Source organism: Marinomonas sp. PE14-40, assembly GCF_051623805.1.
Lineage (GTDB): Bacteria > Pseudomonadota > Gammaproteobacteria > Pseudomonadales > Marinomonadaceae > Marinomonas.
Window position 1 is genome coordinate 4,847,758 of record NZ_CP130700.1, and the last position, 15,923, is coordinate 4,863,680.

General features: G+C 40.3%; 12 protein-coding genes and 2 tRNA genes. 8 read left to right on the forward strand and 6 right to left on the reverse strand.

Translation table 11 applies throughout. The features are described 5' to 3' along the window. Positions 1–267: 267 nt before the first annotated feature. The 8 genes from Q0A08_RS22490 to Q0A08_RS22525 all read left to right on the forward strand — a co-directional run bounded on the left by Q0A08_RS22490 (position 268) and on the right by Q0A08_RS22525 (position 8,842). Positions 268–344 (forward strand) — tRNA-Arg (locus Q0A08_RS22490). A 119-nt stretch (positions 345–463) separates the two neighbouring features. After that, entirely contained in the window at positions 464–1,798 is a 1,335-nt protein-coding gene (tig, locus tag Q0A08_RS22495) for a trigger factor (RefSeq protein ID WP_438463756.1), read from the forward strand. Positions 1,799–1,872: 74 nt separating this feature from the next. Then, positions 1,873–2,505, forward strand: coding sequence for an ATP-dependent Clp endopeptidase proteolytic subunit ClpP (gene clpP, locus Q0A08_RS22500; protein WP_046016989.1), 633 nt, complete (start codon positions 1,873–1,875; stop codon positions 2,503–2,505). A 13-nt stretch (positions 2,506–2,518) separates the two neighbouring features. Beyond that, positions 2,519–3,796 carry an ATP-dependent protease ATP-binding subunit ClpX gene (gene clpX / locus Q0A08_RS22505; RefSeq protein ID WP_438463757.1) on the forward strand — a complete coding sequence of 426 codons (1,278 nt, stop codon included), beginning with the start codon at positions 2,519–2,521 and terminating at the stop codon, positions 3,794–3,796. Between the two features lie 270 nt (positions 3,797–4,066). After that, complete coding sequence (lon, locus tag Q0A08_RS22510) at positions 4,067–6,457, forward strand: endopeptidase La (protein WP_438463758.1); 2,391 nt, start codon at positions 4,067–4,069, stop codon at positions 6,455–6,457. A 99-nt stretch (positions 6,458–6,556) separates the two neighbouring features. Beyond that, complete coding sequence (locus tag Q0A08_RS22515; RefSeq protein ID WP_269447904.1) at positions 6,557–6,844, forward strand: HU family DNA-binding protein; 288 nt, start codon at positions 6,557–6,559, stop codon at positions 6,842–6,844. 10 nt (positions 6,845–6,854) lie between these two features. Then, positions 6,855–6,931: transfer RNA gene (locus tag Q0A08_RS22520), tRNA-Asp, on the forward strand. Between the two features lie 75 nt (positions 6,932–7,006). Then, on the forward strand, positions 7,007–8,842 hold the full coding sequence (locus Q0A08_RS22525; RefSeq protein WP_438463759.1) for a SurA N-terminal domain-containing protein: 1,836 nt from the start codon (positions 7,007–7,009) through the stop codon (positions 8,840–8,842). Positions 8,843–8,948: 106 nt separating this feature from the next. Here Q0A08_RS22525 and Q0A08_RS22530 read toward each other — a convergent pair whose 3' ends face one another. The 6 genes from Q0A08_RS22530 to Q0A08_RS22555 are packed head-to-tail and all read right to left on the reverse strand — an operon-like array spanning position 8,949 to position 15,918. Next, the gene (locus tag Q0A08_RS22530) at positions 8,949–9,866 is read right to left on the reverse strand and encodes a Dyp-type peroxidase (RefSeq protein WP_438463761.1); all 918 of its coding nucleotides are present in this window, start codon (positions 9,864–9,866) and stop codon (positions 8,949–8,951) included. A gap of 45 nt (positions 9,867–9,911) precedes the next feature. Beyond that, positions 9,912–11,699 carry a BatD family protein gene (locus Q0A08_RS22535; protein ID WP_438463762.1) on the reverse strand — a complete coding sequence of 596 codons (1,788 nt, stop codon included), beginning with the start codon at positions 11,697–11,699 and terminating at the stop codon, positions 9,912–9,914. A gap of 44 nt (positions 11,700–11,743) precedes the next feature. After that, positions 11,744–13,483, reverse strand: coding sequence for a VWA domain-containing protein (locus tag Q0A08_RS22540; RefSeq protein WP_438463763.1), 1,740 nt, complete (start codon positions 13,481–13,483; stop codon positions 11,744–11,746). Continuing rightward, positions 13,483–14,484 carry a vWA domain-containing protein gene (locus Q0A08_RS22545; RefSeq protein WP_438463764.1) on the reverse strand — a complete coding sequence of 334 codons (1,002 nt, stop codon included), beginning with the start codon at positions 14,482–14,484 and terminating at the stop codon, positions 13,483–13,485. The genes Q0A08_RS22540 and Q0A08_RS22545 overlap by 1 nt, the downstream gene beginning before the upstream one ends. Then, complete coding sequence (locus Q0A08_RS22550; RefSeq protein WP_438463765.1) at positions 14,477–14,971, reverse strand: DUF4381 domain-containing protein; 495 nt, start codon at positions 14,969–14,971, stop codon at positions 14,477–14,479. The genes Q0A08_RS22545 and Q0A08_RS22550 overlap by 8 nt, the downstream gene beginning before the upstream one ends. A 29-nt stretch (positions 14,972–15,000) precedes the next feature. After that, positions 15,001–15,918 carry a DUF58 domain-containing protein gene (locus Q0A08_RS22555; protein WP_438463766.1) on the reverse strand — a complete coding sequence of 306 codons (918 nt, stop codon included), beginning with the start codon at positions 15,916–15,918 and terminating at the stop codon, positions 15,001–15,003. Positions 15,919–15,923 lie beyond the last annotated feature (5 nt).

The window sequence follows — 15,923 nt, forward strand, 5'->3', positions numbered from 1 at the left end:
TATTTATGATTTTATTTGTTTTTTTATTTGTATTTAAGGGAGCAAGCGTTGCGCCAAGTATAAGCTTCTTGTATTATCCTTCGCATTCTTTTTAGCGGTATTTTTACGGCTGTTTTTGATCAGAAATCTTATTTTGAACAAAAAACAACCACGCCAAACGGACATATCCATGTTTTTGGTTGAAAATGTCTAGCTTTTTATAGAGACCCTGTTGACGCAGGCGTTAGCTTCCCTATAATAGCCCACCACGAAAAAGCAATGAGTAATGCGCCTGTAGCTCAGTTGGATAGAGCATCCGCCTTCTAAGCGGAGGGCCAGGGGTTCGAATCCCTTCAGGCGCGCCATTCATCTCATTGTTAATAATCAACTTAATTTTTTAAGCTTTGCTGTCAAAAGTTGCTTGTATATCGATATCTTTTAATTGGTATTCGACAAGGATAGCAAGGTTCCCAAGGGGAGTTATATGCAAGTTTCCGTAGAGACAACATCGACAATTGAACGCGTTCTTACTATTAGTGTTCCTGCTGCTCGTATCGAAGAAAAAGTAAGCGCAGAAGTTGCTAAAACTGCGAAAACTGTTCGTATCGATGGCTTCCGTAAAGGCAAGGTACCTGTAAGCGTTGTTAAAAAACGTTACGGTCAAGGAATTCGTCTAGAAGCTGTTGAACAAATCATGCGTGATGCTTATGTAGAAGCAGTTCAAAAAGAAGACTTACAACCAGCTGGCATGCCATCTATCGAACCTAAGAAGATGGAAGAAGGTGCTGATCTTGAATTCGTTGCGAAAGTAGAAGTTTATCCTACAATCGAATTAAGCGATCTAACAAAAGTATCTGCAGAGCGCGTTCTTTCTGAAGTGACTGATGCTGACCTTGATACTATGCTAGAGACATTGCGTAAGCAGAATTCTGAATGGAATCCTGTTGAGCGTGAAGCTGCCGACGGTGACCAAGTTGTAATCGATTTTGTTGGTTACCTAGGTGATGAAGCCTTTGAAGGCGGTGCTGCTGAAGGCCATAAACTAGTACTGGGTTCTGGTACTATGATTCCTGGTTTTGAAGATGGCATCCTAGGTGCTAAAGCTGGCGAAGAGAAGACAATCTCTGTTACTTTCCCAGAAGATTACCAAGCTGAAAACCTAAAAGGTCAAGAAGCTAGCTTCAAAATTACAGTAACTGAAGTTGCTGAACAGGTTCTACCTGAGTTAGATGATGCTTTCGTTGAGAAATTTGGTCTAGCTGAAGGTACACTTGATGCGTTGCGCGCTGAAGTACGTAAGAATATGGAACGTGAATTGAACCAAGCTGTTAAAGGTAAGCTTAAAACTGGTTTGTTTGATTCATTGGTTGAACTTAATCCAATCGAAGTGCCTCAAACTGTTGTTGATCAAGAAATTGATGTTTTGCGTAAGCAAGCTGCTCAACAATTTGGTGGTGAAGGCTTTGATGCTTCTCAGCTTCCAGGTGAATTATTCCAAGAAGAAGCTAGCAAACGCGCTAAACTTGGTTTACTAATTTCAGAAGTTGTTAAAGTTAACGATATTAAAGTTGAAGATGATCGTGTTCGTGCTTTCTTGGAAGATATGGCGCAAGCTTACCAAGAGCCACAACAAGTTATCGACTTTTACTTGAAGAACAAAGAGCAACTATCTCAAGTTCAATCTGCTGTACTTGAAGAGCAAGTTGTTGATAAACTGCTAGAATCTGCTCAAGTTACTGAAGTTACTTTGGGTTATGAAGACGCTATTAAGCCAAACGCTCCTGCTACTGCTGAAGTAGAGGAAGGCGAAGAAGCATAAGATAACTCTTATCTTTCTAATTAAGGCCGACATAGCTAATGCTATGTCGGCTTTTTTGTTTTAAGGAATGGAATATGAATTTGACGAACCCAACTACTGGTCCTGTTGCAATTACAAGTTCAGGCTTAGTGCCTATGGTGATAGAGCAAACTGCTCGTGGTGAGCGCTCTTTTGATATTTATTCGCGCTTGCTCAAAGAACGCGTTATATTTCTGGTTGGCCAAGTAGAAGACCATATGGCTAACTTGGTCGTAGCTCAGCTATTATTTTTAGAGTCTGAGAATCCAGATAAAGATATTCATTTATATATAAACTCCCCTGGTGGTTCTGTGACAGCCGGAATGTCTATTTACGATACCATGCAGTTTATAAAGCCAGATGTTAGTACTATGTGTATTGGTCAGGCTGCAAGTATGGGTGCTTTGCTTTTGACGGCAGGTGCAGCGGGTAAGCGTTATTGCTTGCCTAATTCACGCGTTATGATTCACCAACCTTTGGGTGGTTATCAGGGGCAAGCTTCTGATATTGAAATTCATACTCGTGAAATCCTAAGTATTAAACATAGGTTGAATGAAATAATTTCATTCCATACAGGTAAACCTATTGAAGAAGTTGCTGAAGATACGGATCGTGATAACTTTATGGATCCAGCTGCAGCAAAAGAATATGGTTTGATTGACGATATATTGTTAAAACGCGAAGTTTAATTGGTGAATTTTAATGTCAGACGATAAGTTCAGTCGAGGAGAGCATTCCGATCGACTTTTATATTGCTCTTTCTGTGGCAAAAGCCAGGATGAAGTTAAAAAGTTAATCGCTGGTCCTTCAGTGTATATTTGCAATGAGTGTGTTGATTTGTGCAATAACATTATCACGCAAGAATTGTTGCAAGGTGAAGAGACGAGTGAAGAAAGTGATGAGTTGCCAGCGCCGGCTAAGCTTAAATTTGCCCTTGATGAGTATGTTATTGGTCAAGAAAAAGCTAAGCGAGTCTTAGCGGTAGCTGTTTATAATCACTATAAACGCTTAAAGCATCAGGGTAAAACGGATGGTGTGGAGTTAGGTAAGAGTAATATCTTACTGATAGGACCAACTGGTAGTGGTAAGACACTATTGGCTCAAACTTTGGCGCGTGTATTGGATGTGCCATTCACCATTGCTGATGCAACTACTTTGACAGAAGCGGGTTATGTTGGTGAAGATGTTGAAAACATCATTCAAAAGCTGCTGCAAAAATGTGATTACGATGTTGAGAAAGCTCAGCGTGGTATTGTTTATATCGATGAGATCGACAAAATTTCACGTAAATCAGATAATCCTTCAATAACACGTGATGTTTCTGGTGAAGGTGTGCAGCAAGCATTACTTAAGTTAATCGAAGGTACGGTTGCTTCTGTTCCGCCTCAAGGTGGTCGCAAGCATCCTCAGCAAGAATTCTTACAAGTTGATACCTCAAATATTTTATTTATTTGTGGTGGTGCTTTTGCAGGTTTAGATCGTGTCATCAGTGATAGAACCGAAAAAGGCAGTATTGGTTTCTCTGCTGTTGTGAAGAGTAAGGAAGAAGATAAAGTCTTCTCTGATACCGTTCACAATGTTGAAACAGAAGACTTAGTTAAGTTTGGTTTGATTCCTGAGTTTGTTGGGCGTTTGCCTGTAGTGGCGACCTTGGCTGAGCTTGATGAAGCTGCGCTTATTACTATTTTGAGTGAGCCAAAAAATGCTTTAACCAAGCAATATCAGCATTTGTTCGAATTAGAAGGTGTTGAACTAGAGTTTACTGAAGAGTCTTTGCAAGCAGCCGCTGAATTGGCGCTAGAGCGTAAAACGGGTGCGCGTGGATTAAGAAGTATTCTAGAGTCTTCCCTATTGGATTGTATGTATGACTTGCCATCGCGCGCTGATGTGGTGAAAGTGGTTATGGATGCAAACTCTATGAAGGGTGAAACAGCGCCGCTTATGGTGTTAGAAAAAGGTGATGAAGCAGTTAATAACTAATGAGCTAATTTAGGCTTCATTGTATTGTTTTAGATCGAGTTTTAAGAAAAGGTCATGCTTTATTGCATGGCCTTTTTTTGTTTATGTGACAGATTTATACGCTTTACAATAAGCTCTATGTCAGTCAATCTAGTATTCTTTACTATATTAAATTAATGCATTTTACATTTGTCATCCTTAAGAGCTTGTTTTTTCACATCCTGCCCTTATGTCTTCTGGATAACTTGATATAAGCGCCTTTATATTTATGCGCACTAATTGGAATTTATTATGTCTGAAATGTTAACTTTACCAATGTTGCCTTTGCGTGATGTGGTTGTTTACCCACACATGGTGTTGCCTTTGTTTGTTGGGCGGGCTAAATCTATCGCAGCTTTAGAAAAAGCAATGGAAAATGACAAGCATGTCTTTCTTGTTGCTCAACAAGATGCTTCTAAAGATAACCCTGAGAAAGAAGATTTGTATGAAATAGGCACCACTGCGAAAGTGATGCAGCTTTTACGTCTTCCTGATGGCACAGTAAAAGTCTTAGTAGAAGGTGGAGTAAGAGCCAAGCTATCAAGTCTTGAAGATGAGGGTGAGCTTGTTAATGCTAAAGTCACTCCAATGGAAGAAGCGGTAGAAGAAGAGGGTACAGATTATGGCCCTATGCGCGCAGCCTTATTGAAGCAACTTGATGAATATGTATCTGGTAGTAAAAAAATACCAAGTGAAGTTGTAACCTCTGTTAAAGCAATCGAAGAACTTGGCTCTTTGATTGATAGTATCGCTGGTCATATGAGTCTGAAGCTTGAAGATAAGCAGCAGTTGCTTGAAGCTTCTTCATTAATTGAGCGTGGTGAATACCTTATTGCTTTGATGGATGGTGAGTTAGATATCGCGCATCTGGAAAAAAGTATTCGTAGTCGTGTTAAGAAACAGATGGAAAAAAGTCAGCGCGAGTATTATTTGAATGAGCAAATGAAAGCTATTCAAAAAGAGCTTGGTGATATGGATGAAGGTAGTAACGAACTAGATATACTACAAGATAAAATCCAAGAGTCTGGCATGAGTAAAGAAGCGTCAGAAAAAGCGGATGCCGAACTTAAAAAGTTACGTATGATGTCGCCGATGTCTGCTGAGGCTACTGTTGTCCGTGGTTATATCGATTGGCTACTATCTTTACCTTGGAAACAGAGAAGTAAGGTAAGAAATGACCTGACCTATGCTGAGAAGGTACTAAACCAAGATCATTATGGCCTTGAGGATGTTAAGGAGCGTATTTTAGAGTTTTTAGCAGTTCAGCAAAGGGTTAAGAAGGTAAAAGGCCCTGTGTTGTGTCTAGTAGGGCCTCCAGGTGTTGGTAAAACCTCTCTGGGGCAGTCAATTGCGAAAGCGGTTAACCGTAAATATGTGCGTATGTCCTTAGGTGGAGTGCGTGATGAAGCTGAAATACGTGGCCATAGACGTACTTATATTGGTTCTATGCCAGGTAAGCTTTTGCAGAAATTAGCTAAAGTAAAAGTGAAAAACCCACTGTTTTTGTTAGATGAAATCGACAAAATGGGTATGGATCAACGTGGTGATCCGGCATCTGCTTTGTTGGAGGTGCTCGATCCAGAGCAAAATCACACTTTTAACGATCACTATTTAGAAGTCGATTATGATCTGTCTGATGTGATGTTTATTTGTACTTCTAATAGTATGAATATTCCTGGTCCATTGTTGGATCGTATGGAAGTGATTCGCATACCTGGCTATACGGAAGATGAAAAATTAAACATTGCATTAAGGTATTTGCTGCCTAAACAAATTAAATTAGCAGGCTTAAAAAATCATGAAATTGAGGTCTCAGATGAGGCTTTAATGGACCTAATTCGTTACTACACCAAAGAAGCAGGCGTACGTGGATTAGAGCGAGAATTGAGCAAAGTTTGTCGTCGTGTTGTGAAACAACAGGCTTTAAATAAAAATAAAAATGCAATTTCTGTGACTAAAGACAACCTAGAAGACTTTTCTGGCGTGAAGCGCTTTAGCTATGGCAAAGCAGAAGATAAAAATCAAATTGGGCAAGTAACAGGTTTAGCTTGGACCTCTGTTGGTGGTGAATTACTGACAATTGAGGCGGCAGGAATGGCTGGTAAAGGTCGCCATGTTAAGACAGGTTCTTTGGGCGATGTCATGCAGGAATCCATTCAAGCAGCGCTTACCGTTGTACGTAGTCGAGCGTTAGGTTTAGGTATCGCAGAGGACTTTCATGAGAAAGTTGATTTACACGTGCATGTGCCTGAAGGTGCGACGCCTAAAGATGGCCCAAGCGCAGGTATAGCAATGTGTACAGCGATTGTGTCTGTGCTTGCTAAGGTCCCTGTGAAGGCGTCTGTGGCCATGACTGGTGAGATAACGCTTCGTGGTGAGGTTTTGCCAATTGGAGGGCTTAAAGAGAAGCTCTTGGCGGCTCATAGAGGTGGTATTAAAACGGTTATTATTCCTCATGAAAATACTCGAGATCTAAAAGAGATCCCAGATAATATTAAATCTGATATCGAAATAGTGCCCGTTAAGTGGATCGATGAGGTCCTAGATGTGGCTTTAGAGTATATTCCTTCACCAAAAACAGCAGAAAGTCCTTCAAAGGCTGAAAAAACTGTTGATGAACAAGAAGCTGTGAGTCATCATTAGGTCAAACTCTGTATTGACATGGAGTGGGTTGGGCTTGTATAAATGCTCAACCTTACAGCATTAGTATGCTGATAATAATACTAAGGAACCACGAGAATACTGAAGGGGTACAACGTGAATAAATCTGAACTTATTGATGCAATTGCAGCATCTGCTGATCTTTCAAAAGCGGCTGCAGGTAATGCTCTAGACGCAACACTTGAAGCAATCACTGGCGCACTTGCTAAAGGCGACCAAGTAACACTAGTTGGCTTTGGTACATTTGCAGTTAAAGATCGTGCTGCTCGTACTGGTCGTAATCCACAAACTGGCGAAGAAATTGCTATTAAAGCGGCTAAAGTTCCTGGTTTTAAAGCGGGTAAAGGCCTTAAAGACTCAGTTAACTAAGTGAGTTTTAGGAGCAGTAGTTCAGTTGGTTAGAATACCTGCCTGTCACGCAGGGGGTCGCGAGTTCGAGTCTCGTCTGTTCCGCCATTAAACGAAAGGGTGTGCTCCTTACCAGGGGTGCACCCTTTTTTATATATATTCATAACTTAAGACGGAGGCAACATGCTCCAAGATATAAGAGATAAGTCACAAGGTATTGTCGTAAAGATAATCATAGGTTTTATCGTGGTGACTTTCGCTCTGTTTGGAGTGGATGCGCTTGTAACAGGTTTTACTACATCAGATACAGTCGCTGAAGTAGACGGCGTAGAGATAACAAGAACTGAGTTGTTACAATCTGCAGAAATACAAAGACGTCAATTGATTTCAATGATGGGTGGACAAATAGATCCTGCATTACTGGAAGACACATTGCTACAACGTCGTGCATTGGAAGAGCTTATTCAAAGAGCTGTTTTGACCAATAATGCTAATGAAATGAACTTATCTGTGTCAGACGCACAAGTTGATCAGTATCTAATTCAGGCCGAGCAGTTCCAAACTGATGGTCAGTTTGATCAAAATAAGTACCTAAATTTTATTCAAACCTTAGGTTATACACCTTTGGCATTTAAACAAAGAATTAAACAAGACATCTTGCTTCAGCAAGGTCGTATTGCTTTATCAAGTTCTGATTTTGTGTTGTCGAATCAGGTTGATCAAGTTCTAAAACTGCAAAACCAGCAGCGTAGTTATGACTATGTTCGTTTCTCATTGGCAAACGAAGTTGAAGCTACCAAAGTCTCTGAAGCTGAAATAAAGCGTTATTTTGATGAAAACACACAATCTTTCCAGAACCCAGAGCAGGTTAAGTTAGATTATGTAATTATCTCATCTGTTGATTTTCACGATAAAGTGAGTGTTTCTGCGTCTGAGTTAGATCAAGCTTATCAAGTGGCAACATCTGGTGCGCCTCAAGAAGAGCGTCTAGCGTCTCATATTTTGATAGAGAGTACTGCTGATCGTACTGATGAAGAAGCACGAGCTTTAGCGCAAGAAATCAAAGCTAAGATCGACTCAGGCACTAAGTTTGAAGTGTTGGCTAAACAATACTCTGATGATTTGGGTTCTAAAAATTCCGGTGGTGATCTAGGCTATGTAAGTCCTGGTATGATGGTACCTGAGTTTGAGAACGTGCTATTTAGCATGGTGGTAGATCAGGTTTCAGCGGTTGTTGAAACAGAATTTGGTTATCACTTGATTGAACTAAGAGAAATTAGCAATGTAGATACACCTACATTGGCTGAACTAGAGCCTGAGCTAAGACAAGAGATTATTGACCGTAAAGCGCAAGATGCTTTGTTGAGTGCTCAAGAAGATATCACAGACCTTGCTTATGCAAGTGATGATCTAAATACATTAGCGTCAGAATATACTGTGAATATTATGCATTCTGATTGGTTCGGCAGACAAGGTGGTGCTGAGTTAATCTCATCTAATGCCCAAGCGATTGCAGCAGCTTTTAGTCCAGAGCTTCTTGAAGATGAGCTTAATAGTGGTTTGATTGAGCTGAACGAAGAGCAGGTTGCTATTGTTCGTATTAATGAACATAAAGCGCAGTCAGATATGAGTCTAGACGAAGCTAAACCAGGTGTTGAGTCAATTATTTTAAAAGAGAAGGCAACAGCCAATCTAAGACTTAAAGCTGATGCAGTGATGTTAGCTGAAGATAAGTCCAGTTGGACACATGTTGAGCTTGCTAATCGTGGCCGTGATGATGTTAGTGAAATTGTTTTCAAAATGGCTCGCCCACAAGGACAAGAAGCAACAACGAAAGTTGAGGCTTTAAATGATGGCGATCTCGTATTGATCAGTTTGCTTCAAGTTCAAGATGGTGATGCAGGTGAAGATGAAGCTCAGCGTGACTATATTGAGCGTTATCTGAATCAAAGTGGTGTATCTCAGACAATTGCAGCTCATCAGGCAGCATTAGAAAGTGCCGCTGTAGTTGAAAGGTAATTTGTTAAAGGTAACTACCTTAACTCTCTAATCGCTTTTTAAAAAGCGATTAAGAGATATAAAAAAACCCATCATAAGATGGGTTTTTTTATATCTGATATTTAGCTTAGGCTTGTTCAAACCAGCTAATACTCGGGGCAAAGAATGCCTGTCCTGTGACGGCTTTGGTATATTGCATGAGTTTATCCGTGTGACCAGATCCGTCCCCCTGCATCATATTCTCCAGCATCTTGCTAAAGTTAACAGGGCTATTGCAATAGCTTGCGAATAATAGTCCTGCTTCAGAAAGGCTCGCGTAAGGCATACTGTGACGAAGAATCTCTAAGCCTTCTCCTTGGTCGTTTTTAGCAGAAGCTCGTTTCACATGAGCTGTGAGAGGCTTGTCTTCGCTTTTATATTCAATGTTATCTTGCTTTGTTCTACCTATGATGTCTTCTTGCTCTTTTGTTGCCAAGGTTTGCCAGTTATCAAGATTGTGTACAAAGCGTTGTAGGTGAATATAAGAACCATTTGCGTACTCAGCATCATCTTCTTTTTTAACCAAGGCAACATTTGCTCTTTGGCTGCCTTCAGGGTTTTCAGTGCCATCAACAAAGCCTGTTAGGTCTCTGCTATCTAAGTATCTAAAGCAAGAAACTTCCTCAACTATCTCAACGTAGCCAGATAAGAGTGTCATGATCTCTTTTGCTAGGAGATAGGTGAGATCTCGACGATTCGATCGAATGTGTAAAAGCAAATCTACGGGGGTGACTGGTGTTGCTGGTGTTGACTGAATATCTGGAAAGGAGGTTAGCTCTTTTGGTTGAACGTTTGGTGAAATTTCTTGCCAAAATTCGCTGCCAATAGCAATAACGCCATGAGGGTTACTGGCTGCATGAGATTGTTGAAAAACAGATACTAATGATTGGGCTTTATTGAGCTGTGCCTTAATGCTGTTTTTCTTATGTTGAAGTACGTTGAGAGTGATAAATAGGGCATCTGTGTTCGCTGTTGCTGTAATGCCTGATTGATAAATGTTTGACAAAATAAGCTCCTAGGCAGCACGAAAGCAGTTGTGCTGCTGATTAGGTTAAAAATTTGGATACAAGGTTTTTAGCTTGCTTGATTGGCTTGGCTTGGCTTCTCCGCTATAAAATTCTTCTAGAGCATCTGCAAGGTCACTACCGTCCCAGTCTGTTGCAGCTGTATTGGAATACATGATTAATTCCGCTTCCATGATTAGTTGGCTTAGGCTGCTTGATTCACTTAAACGCTTAATATCATCAAGACCATTTATTCTGTCTTCGCCCCATCTGTGTCTCGCCCATTCTAGGCATTTGCCTCTAAGAGATTTTAGGTCGTGATTCTTACAAGCATAAATAAGCTCTTGATAAGCGCTTTTTTCATCTTGTGTGTTAAGCGGGGCAAAAACTTGTAGCGTTGGTACTTCTTCTTGTTCATTTTTGCTGCCGACTTTACGCTTTCTAAGCATTAAAATAATGGCACTTATTAACGTTGTTCCAGCTATCAATAGAAGGGTAGCAATAATGATATTTTTTATGCTCCAAGATGACTTGGTATCTTGAGTAGTTAGTTGAACATTGCCCTCCAGAATTTTATCGTCTTCAGGTTCTGTTTTTTCTTTTGGTTTAGCGAGAGAAATAGGCGCAACTGAGCCTGTTTGAGGGGCTAATAGTTTTTGTGCTTTACCTTGGCCTGTTGGATCAACCAATGACATGCCTGTGACTTCAACGCTCGGTGGAACGGCATAGGTGCGTTCAAGTTGCCTTGTTTCCGTATTCCAGTAAACAATTTCAATTTCTGGCAGAATTAATTTACCTGGAATGGTTGGTACAACTTCAATGCGAATTGATTGCTCACCCGTTATACCAGAGTCAGATTTATGACTGTTAAATTTAGCTGGTTGAGGGTATAGCTTATAATCTCGAGTGCTGGCATAAGCAAAAGCGGGCATTTGTTCAGGTAAAGCGCCTTTGGCAAAGGCTTCAATTTGCCAAATAAGAGTATCGCCCACTTTTACGTCCGTTGTTGGCGACAAAGAGTTTGTTAAGCTTACTTGAGTCGCTGGTAACCAATCATCACTCGGGTAGCTTGCGGGAATCGGAAGAACATCCAGTTTAATTGCTTTGCTTTGTGCCTTAATTAAGCGTCGACCTAAATTTGTATTGATCATGGCAGAGATTTTTTGTGGAGGAATCTCTAATTGACCACTTTGCTGAGGGAAAGCTAAGTAATCTCGAGTAATTACCTGATATTGAGAGCCATTAACTTCTTCATAATGAATCTGGTCATCGGCTAATCTTTCAATTAATAGGTTTGGGTGGTTGGGTGTTGAGATATTGGCATTTTGTAAAGCAAATGCGGAATACAGCTTAAGGCTAATAATAAGCTCTTGCTGTAAATAGGGCTGTTCTTGTGACACCTCTAAATCAATAATGACTGGCGGGTTGCCGTTTTCATCTAAAAGCTGTTGGGCAGTTTTAACTTTTAGCTTAATTGGCTGAGAGGCAAGCTCTCCTACTGTTATTGCCGGAATCACAAAATCGCCTGTCGATTTAGGCATAAGAGAAACGACCCAGAAGCTAAGGGATTGGCTCGTGCCTAAATTGAAGCGGAATTGGCTGTTTTGGCTTTGACTTAAAACTTCAAAGTCACGTTTTAAAACGCTTAAGTCTGGCCCTTGCCCGGTTTCAGGAAAGTCTGTTCTGATTGTTAATTGAACGATATCATTCTCATAAATCGATTGTTTATCTAATGTCGCAGTAACACTGGCAGCATGAATGTTGGTGCTAGTAATCAAAAATAAGAAAGATAACGATAAAGCTAATAGCCTTATTAGGGCGGTTTTTGGCAGCATAATACTCTTGCTATAAAAAATCTGTGAAATCAAAAATGTATTTACTACCATATTGGGAGTCCATCCTGTTGTCTATAGCGATTTTCTGCACGCTTTTCCTGATGTAAATACCATAACTTTCTTTTCAGTAATCCGCCTGGGTCATCTTGGATTTGTCTCATCCATTGATTTAAAGCAACTTGTTCTTCCGAAGTGAGGGGGTCATCTTCTTGTTTTGGTGGTTTTTGTTCTTGTTGTTCACTTGTATTTTCACTTTTTTTATCTTGATCTGATGAATTCTTAGGCTGCTCTTCTTGCTCTTGTTTATTTTGTTCATCGTTATTTTTATTTGGGTCCGATTTTTGATCGGACTGGGAGTCTTGATCTTGGCTTTCTTGCTCTTCATCTTTTGATTGTTGAGAGTCTTGATTTTGCTGTTTTTCTTGCTCTTGTTTTAGCTTTTCTAAATAGTTTAAGTTTTGTTGGGCTTCCGTAAATTCAGGTTTTATTTTGAGCGCGGTTTTATAGGATGCAATAGCGTCATCTAATTTACCAGCAAGGGCTAGACTATTGCCTTTATTGTATTCAAGGCTGGCTGAGTTTTGTTGCTCGTTTAAAAGGCTAAGTTGTTCGGCCGCAGCATCATAATTGCCTAGGGCATATTGGCTTGCAGCTTGCCATTTAGGGTTTTCAAATAATGGTTGTGCTGATTTCCAGTCCCCTTGATCAACAAGTTTCTGGGCTTTTTGATCTTGAGTGTAAAACCAATCTAGCCCGATAGCATCTGCTTTGGGTGAATAAGGTAAAATAGCAATAAATAAGGCTAACATGACACCTGCTCTAAATTGATAAAGTAGCCAAATTAGAAATGGTAGAGCAAACCAGTGGCCCTTATCGACCCAGTCAATAGATTGACTTTTTGCTTCGACTGCCTTGTCTTGGTTGCTGATAGGAGTAGATAGGATAGCTTCAATATCACTAGGTAGAAGGTCGCTAGAATAGTAATCAGCGCCTAACTCTCTAGCTAACTGATTGAGTTCTTTAACGGGAAGCTTAGCAATTACTTGACCTGCTGAAGTGCGTAAAATATTGCCATCTGGTAGTAGAATGTTGGCGCCTTCTTTGCTGCCAACTCCGATTATATTCAATTTCACGTTATAGCCTGAAAGCTGTTGTTTAATGTTGGTATTGTCGCTTTCGTTAACGTCATCTGTAAAAAGAATGATATTTGTATATTGTGTCGGGTCGCTGATAAGAGCAAGTGAGGTGCTAAAAGCTTGTTGAATGTCGCTGCCATAGAGAGGCATTATTAACGGATCAAGTGCTAATAAAAAATGCTTAAGAGTCGACTTATCTTGGCTAAAAGGGCTAATGACAAAGGCATCACCAGCATAAGCGGTTAGTGCTATATTGCCTTCTTTTATACTGACTAAAAGATCTTGTACCTTCTGTTTTACCCTAGTTAAACGGTTAGGTTTAATATCTGTTGCATACATGGACAAAGATTGGTCAAGGATAAGAATAGTTTGCATGGGGGTAATGTATTTCTTTTCTTCCTTTTTTTCCCAGCTGATGCCGGATATCCCAACTATTAATAGACTGACTAAGAGAATACCTACCCAGCTAGGTAGGCGCTTTCCAGACTTATCACTGACTAGGTGCTGGAGTAGTTTTGCATCGATAAAATTAGTTAGTTGATTCTGTTCAACTTTGTTCTCTTTTTTTACTATGTAGAGAAAAAGTACAAAAGCGATAAGAATTAAATAGTTAGGGTTTGAAAAATAAATTAGATCAAAAAGTGTCATCAGAAACTTCCCCTTCTAATTGCATTCCAGCGAGTGTAAAGCGCTAAAAATAGAAAGAATAAACTTCCAAGGGCTATCATATTAAAAAGCGTTGTCTTGGGTCTTTGCCATTGGTCTTCACCTGGTGTTGGCTCAAGCTCATCTAAAGTCGCATAAATTGATGCCAGCTCTTGAGTGCTTTTTGCACGAAAATATTGCCCTTTGGTCATATCTGCTATTTTAAGTAATAACTCTTCATCTAGGTCTGTTGAAGGGTTGATGACTCTAGGTCCAAAAAAGCCTTGGCTAATCATTTGCTCGGCACCAATGCCAATGGTGTGAATTTTAACCCCTTGTTTGGCTGCAAACTGTGCTGCTTGATCAGGTTTTACACGGCCTGCGGTATTGGCACCATCCGTCATAAGAATCATAACGCGCTTATCTGCATCAATGTTTGCTAGGCGTTTTATTCCTAAGCCAATAGCATCTCCTATTGCTGTATTCTCACCTGCAAAACCGATTTGCGTTTCATTTACAAGCTGGGCAATGGTGTCGAGATCATAACTTAATGGTGCTTGAAGATAGGCTTTACTACCAAACACAATAATACCTATACGGTCGCCTTTTCGTTCTTTAATAAACCTATCTAGCACTTGTTTTGCTGCCTGTAATCTATCAACGGCTTGTTGATTTATTTTCATGTCAGCGGTTTGCATACTGCCAGATAAATCTAAGGCAATGAGCAAGTCTCGGCCAGAAGGGGTGACAACCTTTGGTTCACCAAGCCAGACTGGTCTTGCTATGGCGATGACAAGTAACAACCAAGAGATCCATAAAAATAGCTTAATCAGATGTTTTGAAAAGCTTTGACGCTTTAATTTAATGTTGAGTTCTGCATGGTTGAACTGAGAGATGTTTGGCCACCAAAGCGCTTTTTGATCAGATTCAGCAGGACGACCTAACTTTAAAAATAAGGGAGCTATCGCAACGATTAAAAACCAAGGCCATATAAGTTCAAGCATATTTCCTGTGCCTCCGACACCAATGTCTTGTCAGTCGAAGTATTGCTTCCTTCTGCTCTGCTTTTAATGATAAATCAGGTTGGTAAGCACCAGTAACGAAAACAGAACCAAGCTGTTTAAATTGATGCTTTGGTGCAAGGCCTTGATCAAGTTGATCAAAAAGATCTTGGCTAGGTAAAGAGGCTAAATCATTACGACCAAGGGTGAGTAGGCAACGTCGAATAACCTGATGGCATTGGGTTAGAAATGCGACATCGTCCAAAGTCTCTAGGGTGTCAATAAGCTTGATTGCATCTCTACGGTAGAGGTTACGTTTGTAGCTAATCAATTTAATGGTGACGATACTAATAAAAAGAACTACTAAAGCAGCGACAACCAACCAAGTCCACCAAACAGGAGGCCACATAGCTATATTGTCTGGCAAAATATAAGCCGTATTAGGTAGTTCAATTTTAGGCCCAGAAGCTGGGATGTTGGTTGCGTTCATAACTTAATCGTTTCTCGTATCCCTGTTGATTAGCTTAAAGCGCCAAAAGCCATCAAGTGTCTAGCAATCTGAACAGGAGATTCATGCAAGGCAAAATAATGAAATGGAATTCCTACTCGACTCAGTTGGTTATTCATTTTCTGTTTAGCCATTAATCTGTGTTCTTTGTAGGACTGCATGCTGGAGTTAGTGATTTGTATAGTTTGTATACCTTGCATATCCTGCAGTCTATATTGACCTTCAGGGAGTTGATCAAGATGTTCGTCTTCAATGCTTATCCAGTGAATAAGGTTGTATTTAGAAAGTCTTTGTAACTCTTCAAGGTCTTTTTCACTAAGCTCACTTTTATCACTGCATATAATGATTTGCTGATGTCGAATGTTGCGAGCTAAAAGGGACCTCCAGGGGCTGCTCGTTTTAACTTGAGTCAACCTATGTGTGACTTGAGTTGCATCAGAAAGTGAAGTTAATAGCGCGCTAAAATGACTTGCTTGGTTTTTAGCGGGTAAAAACACATCTTTATTCGCAAAGCTTAAGCAAGCGCCTATTTTGTCATTTTGTATTTTAGTACGCCAACCTACAAGGCAAAGTAATTGAACCATACGAGTAGAAACAAACGTATGTTTAGTGCCAAAGTAGGCTTGACTGGATAAATCTAAAGCGAGAATGCGACTGTGCTCTCTTTCTTCGGCATAGACGCGAGTGTGAGTTTGCCCTGTTTTAGCACTGACACGCCAGTCAATATGCCGCATATCATCACTTGCTTGATACTCCCTGACTTCAAGCATCTCCATACCATGGCCCTTCATTCTGGTTAGATGGGAGCCAAGCATTGGGCGACGATGAGGTTGCAAAGGTGCTTTGCCTAATTTTTTTGCAAAAACAGCAAGGTCAGACAGGTTTTGAACATCCAATTCTGGCGAGTCTGGTGATATTAGTGCATCCATAATCT

Bases quoted from the DNA above. Each gene is read 5' to 3' on its own strand.
- tig (WP_438463756.1), top strand. From the start codon at position 464: ATGCAAGTTTCCGTAGAGACAACATCGACAATTGAACGCGTTCTTACT.
- clpP (WP_046016989.1), top strand. From the start codon at position 1,873: ATGAATTTGACGAACCCAACTACTGGTCCTGTTGCAATTACAAGTTCA.
- clpX (WP_438463757.1), top strand. From the start codon at position 2,519: ATGTCAGACGATAAGTTCAGTCGAGGAGAGCATTCCGATCGACTTTTA.
- lon (WP_438463758.1), top strand. From the start codon at position 4,067: ATGTCTGAAATGTTAACTTTACCAATGTTGCCTTTGCGTGATGTGGTT.
- Q0A08_RS22525 (WP_438463759.1), top strand. From the start codon at position 7,007: ATGCTCCAAGATATAAGAGATAAGTCACAAGGTATTGTCGTAAAGATA.
- Q0A08_RS22535 (WP_438463762.1), bottom strand. From the start codon at position 11,699: ATGCTGCCAAAAACCGCCCTAATAAGGCTATTAGCTTTATCGTTATCT.
- Q0A08_RS22540 (WP_438463763.1), bottom strand. From the start codon at position 13,483: ATGACACTTTTTGATCTAATTTATTTTTCAAACCCTAACTATTTAATT.
- Q0A08_RS22545 (WP_438463764.1), bottom strand. From the start codon at position 14,484: ATGCTTGAACTTATATGGCCTTGGTTTTTAATCGTTGCGATAGCTCCC.
- Q0A08_RS22550 (WP_438463765.1), bottom strand. From the start codon at position 14,971: ATGAACGCAACCAACATCCCAGCTTCTGGGCCTAAAATTGAACTACCT.
- Q0A08_RS22555 (WP_438463766.1), bottom strand. From the start codon at position 15,918: ATGGATGCACTAATATCACCAGACTCGCCAGAATTGGATGTTCAAAAC.